This window comes from Mesorhizobium sp. M1406 (genome assembly GCF_040317555.1).
In the GTDB taxonomy this organism is placed as follows: Bacteria; Pseudomonadota; Alphaproteobacteria; order Rhizobiales; family Rhizobiaceae; genus Mesorhizobium.
The window spans coordinates 1-10958 of sequence record NZ_JAMYKW010000103.1; the positions used below are offsets into that span (position 1 = coordinate 1).

The 10958-nt window shown below is 59.6% G+C and carries 7 protein-coding genes and 4 pseudogenes; 8 read left to right on the forward strand and 3 right to left on the reverse strand.

Annotated elements, in window-relative coordinates; translation table 11 throughout:
• From NKH03_RS33010 to NKH03_RS33035, 6 genes and pseudogenes are all read left to right on the forward strand, one after another.
• On the forward strand, positions 1-353 hold a 353-nt coding region (locus NKH03_RS33010), incomplete at its 5' end, for an NAD(P)/FAD-dependent oxidoreductase (RefSeq protein ID WP_502913581.1).
• Positions 354-526: 173 nt separating this feature from the next.
• Positions 527-718: a hypothetical protein gene (locus tag NKH03_RS33015; RefSeq protein ID WP_023727257.1), complete on the forward strand. Its 192-nt coding sequence runs from the start codon at positions 527-529 to the stop codon at positions 716-718.
• A 166-nt stretch (positions 719-884) separates the two neighbouring features.
• Positions 885-1355, forward strand: a pseudogene (locus tag NKH03_RS33020) (adenosine kinase); the annotation flags it as partial.
• A 142-nt stretch (positions 1356-1497) separates the two neighbouring features.
• Positions 1498-2037, forward strand: coding sequence for a hypothetical protein (locus NKH03_RS33025; RefSeq protein ID WP_352973077.1), 540 nt, complete (start codon positions 1498-1500; stop codon positions 2035-2037).
• A 570-nt stretch (positions 2038-2607) separates the two neighbouring features.
• Positions 2608-5472 (forward strand): phospholipase D-like domain-containing protein, encoded by a 2865-nt coding sequence (locus NKH03_RS33030; RefSeq protein ID WP_352973079.1) that lies wholly within the window; start codon positions 2608-2610, stop codon positions 5470-5472.
• A gap of 256 nt (positions 5473-5728) precedes the next feature.
• On the forward strand, positions 5729-5899 hold the full coding sequence (locus NKH03_RS33035) for a hypothetical protein (protein ID WP_352949888.1): 171 nt from the start codon (positions 5729-5731) through the stop codon (positions 5897-5899).
• A gap of 261 nt (positions 5900-6160) precedes the next feature.
• Here the strand turns inward: NKH03_RS33035 and NKH03_RS33040 are convergent, their stop codons facing one another.
• On the reverse strand, positions 6161-6634 hold the full coding sequence (locus NKH03_RS33040) for a hypothetical protein (RefSeq protein WP_352973081.1): 474 nt from the start codon (positions 6632-6634) through the stop codon (positions 6161-6163).
• 268 nt (positions 6635-6902) lie between these two features.
• On the opposite strand from NKH03_RS33040, the pseudogene NKH03_RS33045 reads away from it, so the two are divergent.
• A pseudogene (locus tag NKH03_RS33045) lies at positions 6903-7481 on the forward strand (transposase family protein); the annotation flags it as partial.
• 89 nt (positions 7482-7570) lie between these two features.
• Here the strand turns inward: NKH03_RS33045 and NKH03_RS33050 are convergent.
• A pseudogene (locus tag NKH03_RS33050) lies at positions 7571-8532 on the reverse strand (IS110 family RNA-guided transposase); the annotation flags it as partial.
• A 183-nt stretch (positions 8533-8715) separates the two neighbouring features.
• On the opposite strand from NKH03_RS33050, the pseudogene NKH03_RS33055 reads away from it, so the two are divergent.
• Positions 8716-8958: pseudogene (locus NKH03_RS33055) on the forward strand (integrase core domain-containing protein); the annotation flags it as partial.
• A gap of 267 nt (positions 8959-9225) precedes the next feature.
• Here the strand turns inward: NKH03_RS33055 and hemN are convergent.
• A complete protein-coding gene (gene hemN, locus NKH03_RS33060; protein ID WP_352973083.1) occupies positions 9226-10566 on the reverse strand; it encodes an oxygen-independent coproporphyrinogen III oxidase in 1341 nt (446 codons plus the stop codon).
• Between the last annotated feature and the right edge of the window lie 392 nt (positions 10567-10958).

Below are 10958 nucleotides of genomic sequence, written 5' to 3' on the forward strand. Positions count from 1 at the left end.
CAACGATCGATCCGGCCGCCGGTGACCGCTGGGTCGCGGCGGGCGACTGCCTGTTCTGTGCCGATCCACTGTCATCACGCGGGATCGTGCATGCACTCCGCTCAGGCATCCTGGCGGGCTACGCGGCATCGGACATGCTGGACGGGCGTGGCGATTTCGCCTGCGCCCGCTATGCAACAATCGCCACACGCGGCTTTGCCGACTACCTCCCGGCCCTGGCTGCCCACTATGCAGCCGTCGCGCGATGGGACACGCCTTTCTGGCAGCGGCGGCGCAGCCATGTCTTCCACGCGTCTAGCATCGTAGGAGGGAGGTCAGAGGTGGTCTCGGGACGGGGTGCTCGGCATTTATGAACCGACCGAGCGCCAGCGAGTGGTCGTCGGCGGGCTCCATGGCGGCATCAGGTCAGGGAACTCGACCTCCATGATCATCTCCGATTTAATTCAAATTTGTCTGTATATATTGACGATTGAACTACCTTCACCTCGTAGACGGCAATGCGGGCGGGTAGAGAGGGTTCTATGATATGACAAGCGATTTTTCCGCCGCCCGAGTGCATTTAGATCGAGCGTATGACTACCTTTGCGGGGATGACCCGATGAGTCAAAGGGGCCGCGAAGCCTTGGACCTGCTAATTGAGGCGGTTGCCGTTGAAGAGTTCAAGCAGCCACGCCAAAGCGCTGAGGTGCTAAGGTTTCCGATCGGGCGCCGCTGCTGAGGTAATCTCCACGGCCGCCATGTAGCCTCAGGTGAGGCGCTCACCGCAGGGACTCCGCCCCGTGAGGGCCGGCAACGAACGCATTGGCAAACGGAAAGCCCACTTGCTAGTCCCGCTCCCGACCGGCGTGGCAAGAAGGCCGGCGGGTTCCCAAGCGGAGACATTGATGCCGGACTATGACGTGCTTTGCATCGGCAATGCCAATGTCGACATCATTGCCCAGTGTTATGAGGCGTTTCTCGAGACCAACGGCATCATCAAGGGCGCGATGAACCTGATCGACATAAGGCGCGCCGAGCTGTTGTACAGCCGCATGGGCACGGCGATCGAAGCCTCGGGCGGCAGCGCCGGCAACACGGCCGCCGGCGTCGCCAGCTTCGGCGGGCGCGCTGCCTTCTTCGGCAAGGTGTCGAACGACGCGCTCGGCGAGATCTATGCCCACGACATCCACGCCCAGGGCGTCGCCTTCGACACCAAACCGCTCGAAGGCCAGCCGCCGACGGCGCGCTCGATGATCTTCGTCACGCCCGATGGCGAGCGCTCGATGAACACCTATCTCGGCGCCTGCATCGAACTCGGCCCGGAAGACGTCGAGCCCGACAAGGCGTCGGGCGCCAAGGTGACTTATTTCGAGGGCGTTCCGACAATATCTCAGAAGCGCAGATGGTGCCCCTCCGCGTTTACGTCGGGGATGACAATGACCTCCTCTATGATGCGAGGGGCATTAAGAAGATCGCCGAATTCAACAGTTCAATTGTCATTCGTTTGGCGCGTGAACGTTGCCCACCAACGTTCGCAATGCAGGCGTTGCAACCCGAACATATGATGAAGAGCGCCTGAGGTTTCTTCCAATACGGCAACAGGCAGATCAGGCGCATGTGTTGCGAGCTGCCGGGGTGATCTCGAAAAACGAGCAGTTCCTTCATCCGATCAATGTACGGCCAAAGCCCGCTCTGCCTGCGAAATTCGCAGCGGTTTTTGCCCAAGCCCTCGAAGACATTGCAGGCACGCAGGCAACGGCCATGGTTGCCCATGCGAAGCATCAATCATGGGACACCAAAGTGGGAACAGACGGCTATTTCCATAGCGTTGTAGTGCACCCCGATTGCACGGGCGAAGATTCATGGGGTCGCCAGCCCGCGGCGAACATCTGTGAAAGATTCGGAATCAAAGAGTGGTCGACCGATAGGTCCATGCATGTGAGGGTAGTGAATAATCTGCGTGCAAACAGCCCAGACCGTTTTCAAAAGGCGTACGAAAGGGCCGCCGAGATGATCTCACTGCAGCATGGACCTGAAAGGCCACAGAAGATCGTCTGAAGCTTGGTGAAACGGGAATGCCTCGTTAGGCGACGGCTATTGGAATCCGAGTAACCCTTAAGCATTTCTCGCTCGACTCCCGGACGCATTTCGACTGGCAGAACGACGGGCGGACGCCATCATCTCCATCCGCCAATTCTCGACAGCGGCAGTCTATTTCCGAGTGTCGCGATCAGACCCGTTGTGGAAGTTTGCTCGCCCTTGGTCGAACTCACCCCCCATGACCCAGGGGCTGTCCTTGGGAGGAGTGCTTTTTCGGATTGTCAAGATTTAGCCGTGACCGATCGAGCAGCGGTGTAGGTCGTGCTGCTGAGGGAAATCAGGCGTAGCCCGCTCCTGTGCCGAGCCCGTTCGATGGCTGCGTCAATGTTCGGATTTTAGGTGACACGCAAAACAAGGCTAGTCTTTTTATAAAAAACAAATATCGTCTGCATTTCTGTTCTTTGGGTTAGCAAGAGAAGCAGGCATGCAATCCTGGTCATAATATGCGCCGACTAATAAAGTTACAGGCGTATACTCCGCGGTATATTTGCTAGGAAGTCACTGTAAGATTTGGGTGGAGGGTCCAAAATGACAGTCGCCGACTCGCAACGGCTGCGCACCATAGCCAAGCAAATTGCCGACGCGAGTTCGCCGGAAGTGCTGGCCAATATCGGCGAAGTGCAGAGACAAGCGGAGCATTCCGGATGGGTGGCCGATGCCACCAAGGCGATGAACGCGCGCTATGGCCCCGGGCCGCGGGCCACGGCGCAGCCGGCCGAGGAGGGTGTGGAGGCGGCCCTCGGCGGGGCACCGCCCCCTCCAGGCGCACCACCGCCCGGCGGCGCGGATGGCGCACCTATACCGCCCCCGCCGCCAATCACCAATGACGAAACCATCGTATTCGCGGTGGGCACGCCGGTCTTCCTCGTCCAAAACAACGCCATCGACATCAACAGCGCCCGCGCCGAGGCGACGGCTTGGCGACAGATCCTGACGACTAACGCGCCGCTGCTCAATCGCAGCATGGCCTCGATCGGTCGCGTCGACGTGAGTAATTTCGACAACCCGTTTGTCGGAACGGCCTGGGTCATCGACGACGGGCTGGTGGTCACCACTCGGCATGTTGCCAACCTCTTTGCGGAAACTTGCGGGGCAGGCTTCACCTTCAAGCTCGGCTTCGACGCGCGCACGCCGATCGGTGCCGATATCGATTTCCTCCAGGAATTCGGGAACGCAGCCTCCGAGCCTGTGGGGGTCGAGCGAGTCGTCTGGGTGGCGCCGGAAAACCTACCCGACGTCGCCTTCCTAAAGCTCGCGCAGAACTCGTCATCCGTCGGGCGTATGAAGCTGCAGCTTGCCCCCGACACGCCGCGGGCAAAGCTGCCTGTGGCCGTGGTCGGATATCCGGCAAGCGGCGTCCGGTTCTCGGATCAGCAGCTCGTCAACAAGATTTTTGGCGGTGTCTACGACAAGAAGCGGGTGGCGGTGGGCAACCTCCTCGGCGTTGGCGGCGACAACATTACCCATTCTTGCGCGACTTTGGGCGGCAACTCCGGCTCACCGGTCATAGACATCGGTACCGGGCAGGTGGTGGCGCTGCATTATCGCGGCATTGAATTCATTGAGAACGACGCGGTGCCGATGGACCAGCTCAAGCGCTGCCTTGCTCGCGCACGCGGCCTACTGGAGCACACTGGAGGATTTATAAGGCCCGACAACAGCAGCGGGGGAGGCAATTCAGGCTCTGGACGGGGTGGTATCAGCTTCACGGTACCGCTCAGGATTACAGTCGAGATCGACGGCGCTGCGTCGCCGATGTTTGGTGCCGCCTCGTCGGTCGGCCCTACGCCAACTCCTACCGCCGGTCCGGCCTCGACCAACGCCGCACCGCCCGCGGGCAGCCCTCCTCCAGCCAGGGAAAAGACGCTCGCCGCCGTACGCACTGCACGCGCTCTTCTTGCAAATCGCGAAGACGTCGTTGCGGTCAAACCGGGGTATCGCTTCGAGAATGGTGAGATCACCGACGAGCGCGCTGTGGTTATCGCGGTCAAGCGCAAGGTCGACCTCAGCGCGCTCGAGTCGCGCGGGGTGATACCGCTTCCTTCCTACATCGATGGCGTACGCACAGACGTAACGGTCGCCTCGACGTCCGACCTTATGGGACTCAGCGTCGGCGACGAGGCACCGCCTAGCTGGCATACCAGCTACAAGCCGCGGCCCGATCTGCCTCTCACACGACGCAAGACGTCGACAAAGTTCACATTGCATACGGGACCCGACGCAAGCTGGCCGGTGCTAGGGCCGTTCCTTGCGGCAACGACGAAGTCGCTGGTGGTGGCGATGTACGATTTTGGAGCCGTCAACGTGGTAAACGGCGTTCTCGACGCGGTCAAGACCAAAGCGGAGACGATGTCTCTCGTGTTGCAGATGGGCGGCAAGGTACACGCGGGCGATTTCACCGATTACGAAGCCGTGGATAAGATTCGCGACCAAAAGGGCAGCAAATTCAACTTTGCTCCAGCGAGCGTGGGCAAGACTGGCATCTTCGATTCCGCCTACCATATCAAGGTCGCAGTACGCGACCGCTCGGCAATGTGGCTGTCAAGCGGCAACTGGCAGAGCTCCAACCAGCCCGAGGTGGCGCCGCTAACCAACCCGGGTGATGCGAACGCGCTCAGGCTATACAACCGTGAGTGGCACGTGGTGCTTGAAGACAAGGAGCTAAGCCAGCTCTACGAAGCGCACATCCTGCGCGACCTCGAGGAGGCCAAGGGAGCGCCAGAATCGGTGATGAACGAGCCGCTGGTGTGGGTGCCGGCTGACCTGACGTTCGACACGCTCGAAGCGGCGGCGAAGCCGCGTTACTTCCAGCCGATGACGGACACGCGTGAGATCGACGTGCAGCCGATCCTTACGCCCGACAACTACATCGACGTAGTGCTGCCGTTCGTCCGGTCAGCGAAACGCACGATCTTTTTTCAGAACCAGAGTTTCAACACCAAAACCGTGGGCGACAACTACTGCAAGCTGCTCGATGCCCTCTTGGCACAGCAGAAAGCAGGTCTCGACGTCCGCGTCATCTTCCGTTCTTTCGGTTCGGACGACCGAGAGACGATCAGCGATGCCAAGGACTACGGCTTCGACACAGGCAAAATCCGCAAGCAGAAGAACTGTCATACCAAAGGCATCATAGTGGACGGCGAAGCGGTGCTTATCGGAAGCCACAATTGGACCACAGCCGGAACCGGATTTAACCGCGATGCGAGCCTGATCTTCTACGACCGTGGCATTGCCAAATTCTACGAGGACATCTTCCTCTACGATTGGGATCGAATTGGACCAGCCAAGATCGACGAGTCGCTGCCAGCGCCGATCATCATGACCGCGGCCAACGACACAACGCCACATCCCGGCTACGTGGCAGTGCCGCTTTCAGTCATCCTAGGGCGTTGACCAGAGGGCTATTCGATCGGCGAAACATGGAACTGCCCCTCGCGGCTTGAGGCAGCCCGCAACGAATCCAACAATCCCGCGTGGGTAGTAGACACAGTTCACCGGGTTCTGATTTGGCGCATCTCCGCTTTCTTGAATGTTAAATCCTACCCTTTGCCAAAGGCATGATTCACCGGGAGAATCCTGGGCCGTTCATTGAGCGGGCTGCGGTTTCCGCTGATGTGAGTTGTGGGGCATATCCGTCACGTGCGATGTCATGGCTCAGGCTGTCGATGTCGTCCCTCTTGGCCTCAGATACGGAGCGTCGCACCGGGTCATCAGGAACGAGCAGGTCTACGATGCCGCGCTCGAACGGCTGTCCGACCTCATGTCGGCTGCTCCCGGCACCCCTGAGTTCGACGAGCAGCATGTTGGTCGATGGGTATGAGGCTGAGCATCATGTGATCGAAATGCCTACGCATGGCGATACGGCGACTTTCGGAAGGCCGTCGCGGTCAGCGCTGTATGCGTCAGTGTGGGAGAAAGGCCCGGTCCCCGACGTAAATCCATAGGCGGATGGTCGGTGCTTCATCTTCGCCAGGCGAAACAAACGCCGTCCGTGCGCAGTGTTCTTGAGGGCGGATTGCAAAGTAGTACGCATCCGCGCCGCAGCTAACTGCAGCGCAGACGCAGCGTGGCCTTGGCTCGTCTATGCTTTTGCTAGGATGGCCTCTTCCTTCTGTTGCATCGAAATTGTCGTGCTGTAATACGGCCAAATGTAAGGTCCACCCGCACCTTGATTCAGGTCTTGATTGATTGCCTCATACCCAGCGATAGCTGGCGGTGTGGACTGATTGGTTACAAGCAGTTGGAGGGCTGTGATGGGCTGATTGCCTGTTTCGCCGTTTTTCCAGACCATGTAAATGTATTTCCCGCCTGCCCCTTGTTTGAGGTCTTGGCCCGTCCATTGCCAACCAGAAGGCGGATTCGATTGCGCTTCGTTGTATGCAACGAAGTTGATCGATGTCACAGGATTGCTGTTTCCAAGAATATAGCCAATGTAGATGTACTTTCCGCCGACGCCTGTATTCGTGTCGGTTGGCAGGAAATCCCAAGGCGGCTGATATTTTGGTCCAGAACTGTCATCGATCTGATTTGTCAATTGCTGAATCGGCGTAGTCATTTTGGCGCTCCATTTTGTGCCAGAGTTTTCACTCTTCCGCCGGATCATCACTAGATCTTTGTTTTACGTGAGAGCGTAAGAGCGACCGTCGACCAGCAAGCCTCGCGCCAATCGAAACTATGATGCTGGGACAATGCGTTAACTCTGAGCGCGATCTGTCTCGTTTCGGACATTGTCGAAGTTCCGACAGCAAGCCTTTGCTGCCCGATCGATACGCGGTGCGTTCTAATCTCCTAGCGTCGCGAGGCGTGCATCCGGACGTATTGAGGTAAAGAAATGGCGCAGCCGGACACGACGGCCAATGCGCCGATGGGTCCCAAGGCGCCGAAGAGCACTGTGCTGACGCCGGCCGAGGAAGCCATCGTGGTGGCGTTCCGGCAGAAGACGCTGCTGCCGCTGGACGACGTACTCGGCTGCCTGAGAGACACCATCCCCAACCTCAGCGCAGCGCCCTGCAGCGATGCCTCCAGCGTCACGGCGTCTCCCGGCTGCCGGTCGAAGAGACCAAGGAGCAGCGCAAGCGATTCAAGACCTACGAGATCGGCTATGTCCACATCGACAACTGCGAGCTGCGCCACGCCGACGGCAAGCTCATCATGTTCCTGGCCATCGACCGCGTCTCGAAGTTCACCTATGTCGAGTCCACGACAGCGCCGGGATGATGGAAGGCTCAGCCTTCCTCAAAAACGTGGTGGAGGTCTTCCCCTACAAGATCCACATCGTGCTCACCGACAATGGCATGGCCTTCGCCGACCTGCCCAAGAACCGCGACGGCCCCAGCCGCCGCTTCTTGGGTCCGCACATCTTCGACCGCGTCTGCATCGCTAACGACATCGAGCAAGCGCTTTTTGGTCAGATTTGCGATATTCTCTTCTCGCGCATGGATGACCGCGTGGCGAAGAGCAGGATCGAGGTGAGAGTCCTGCCGCGAAGCCTCTATCGTCGTACCTCATTTGCGGCATCCGTGCGCGCCTTCTTCGGACCTCGTCGGTTCCAGCCGGAGACAAAGCGCGCGTATGCGCCCTCGGCCTGTTCCACCCAGCGCCTCTCCTCTTCCCGGCGGCTCTTGATGTTGTAGACATGCGCGGCCCCCTTTTGGCCGCGCACAGCCTTGCTCCCGGCCTTGAGTTCCACATCGCGCAGCTTCTTGGCATGCAGGGAGGGTCGAGCCCACGCGTTACTCTCGACCTTCGTCAGCAGATGCCAGATTACGATAGAGAGTTTGCGTGCGGTTGCGACGGCCGCGACATGCTGGCCGCGCCGGGCACGAACCCGCAGGAAGAAGGCCCGCAGCGGCCCCGGCGCACGCGCCGCCGCCCAAGCCGCTTCAACGAGCATGCCGCGGGCATGGCCGCGACCCTGCTTGGTGATCCGTCCATGGTATGCCGGACCTGGCCCGGATTGCCTGACACTCGGATTCAAGCCAAGATAGCTCACAAGCTTCTGCGGCTCCTCGAAGCGCGACACGTCGCCGATCGCGGCCTTCATCGCCAGCGCGACGGTCATGTCGATGCCAGGAATGGTCATCAGCCGCTTCACGCTTCATCTTCAAGAGTCGAGCGGGCAAGATCGCGCTCGATAACATGGAGGTCGTCGCCCAATCGGTCGAACTCGCGCAGATGCCGATCGATCGCGAGGCGCTCGTCTTCCGGCACGATCTGTTCGCTCAACCACGACCGGCCCTTGGCGCCGCACAGATCGGCATGCGGGCAGGACGGGATGAGGTGGCTATGAAGGATCGACTGGATGACATTCTTCAAGCGTGATCTTTGCCGGACGATCTGATTGCGCCGCGTCACCTGCCGGCGCAGTGCCTGCGTCGGTTCGTCCGGAATCCAGACTTCCGGCAGGAAGCCGCTGGCATAGAGCTGCGCCAGAACGCCGGCATCGATCGTGTCCGCATCCGGGAAAGTCGCGAGGGGCGGCCATGTAACGAGCTCGGGCTCTCAGCCCACGGTCTAAAGACGGCCTGCCCGCACTTTCGTGCTCCCGGTGCCCCACGTCCCGGATGGGCTCACCATAAGGCCGTTCCCAAAGAAGAACAGTAGGACGAAAAGGCACCACAGATCACAATACCGGATAATGGCCAGGCCGAGCGGATGAACCGCACCATCAAGGATGCCACGGTCAAGGTCTACCACTACGACGACCTGCAAAGCCTCAAGGCCCATGTCCTGGCCTTCGTCGCTGCCTACAATTTCGCTAAGCACCTCAAGGCTCTGCGATGGCGAACGCCCTACCAGGTCATCTGCGAGGCCTGGACGAAAGACCCGTCAATCTTCAAGATCAATCCGCACCATCTCATTCCGAGACCATACACCTAGCAACAATGTGGGTCTCTCATGAACATTTTTGTGCGTGTTGACGTTGCCCCTGCGGCCTGATCCCGATTGAAGTTCGTGGCCCACTCAGAGGGCGGCAGTACATGAAGCGCAGCCGCTTTTCTGAAGAGCAGATCGTGGGATACTGAACGAGCATGAGCCCGGCTGAGATCTACCCTCATCCACGTGCATGATCAGCTTACGATGGGCGGTCTCGGCTCGATGATGCCCGGTTAGCGGGCGCGTAGCTTCCGTATTGTATGCTTGCCTTCACCTGCGGGGTATACATAGGCCCTCTCTATCGAGAAAAGCATCAAAGGCGGCAGCGACAGCGCGAGTCAAAAAGCGATGCTCCCGCCGTACGCGGACAAAACCGTTTTCGAAAACCACTATCCCGTCCTTGGCCAGGATCGCCAAGCGCTCAGCTGAATCGAGAAGACGGATCGGATCAGATCCGTAGGCGGCACAGATTGCCGGCAAATCGGCCTCAAAATCGCACATTAATCGCTCGATAATTGCGGCTCTCGCGCGGTCGTCGTCGGTGAGGCGATGGCCCTTCGATGTCGCCAGTCGGCCATCTGCGATGTGCTGGATGTAGGAATCCCGTGTAACTTCGTTTTGAACGTACCCTTGGCCGATGCGGCCGATAGCCGACGCGCCGAAACCGATCAGGGTTCTGCAGGTGTCGGCCGAGTAGCCCAACGAGTTACGCCGCAGGCGACCGGTTTTCTGTGCCAGCGCGAGCTCGTCGTCAGGCAAGGCGAAATGGTCGAGCCCGATCTCTTGGTAGCCGGCGGCACTCAGCGTCACGGCGACAGCCGCATGCTGTTCAGCGCGGACAGGGCTGTCGGGAAGAAATTCCTCCTCGATGAGGCGCTGATTCTTTATTTGGGATGGTATATGTGAGTAGCCGAACACGGCAAGCCGGTCGGGGCGCATGGCGACCGCCGCCCTCGCTGTCTCGACGCAGGACTCCACCGTTTGACGCGGCAGGCCGTAGATGAGGTCGAAGTTGATCCGGTTTATTTCGTGCCGGCGCAGCATTTCCACGGCAGCCGACGTCTGGGCTTCGCTCTGGATCCGGTTGATCGCTTTTTGAACAATGGGATCGAAGCTCTGCACGCCGAGGCTCGCGCGGTTCACGCCGGCCGCTCCCAAGCCTTCCGCCATCTCGGGCGTGAGTGTTCGTGGATCGATCTCGATGGCGACCGTAGCTGTTTTCGAGATGGCGAAGCGGCATCGCAGGAACTCCATCAGAGCGAGGAACTCGGCTGGTCCGATGAGAGACGGCGTTCCGCCGCCGAAATGTATGTCGCTCACGGGCAACGTCTTCGGCACTCGCTCCGAAACCAGACGGATCTCGTCACGCAGCGCCGCCAGATAGTTGAGGATGGGCGCATCACGGCGGGTGATGGTGGTTGGGAAGCCGCAATACCAGCAGGCTGATCGGCAGAACGGAACGTGCAGATAGAGTGACACCGGATCGTTAGCCGGCAGGTTCCTGAGCCATTCCTCATAAGCCTCGGCGCCGACCGCCCCAGAGAACTCCGACACAGCCGGATAGATAGTGTACCAAGGCAGCCGGGCCTCTCGAAATTTCGTGGTCTGCAACGGTCACCATCCCATGCTTGATAACAATCAAACCTACCGCTGCGCTCGCCTGTGTCTTTGCGCTATGTCAGTCCGTTCCGCTATGGGCTCGAAACTGGATGTCTTAGGAATGGCGCCGTTCGCTCTTTGGCTGGACAGCGATGGTCTGAGCACTCGGTCACCGACTGACAATGGTGATCCCGCCGCGACCCTCACGCGCACCGGTTTGTTCCACCACCCCTTCCCTTCACCTGCGTCCCGGAGATTCTGCTAAGCGCAGCTGCCGCATCCCACGAGACAATAGGTCTTGGGACCACACTTTGCTCGCAAGCTAGAGCGGGATGAAATGAGACTGAATCGGCGGGGATTCCCTTCGGCGTGCAAATCTGATTCAACCTTCTTGCTGGGCAAGG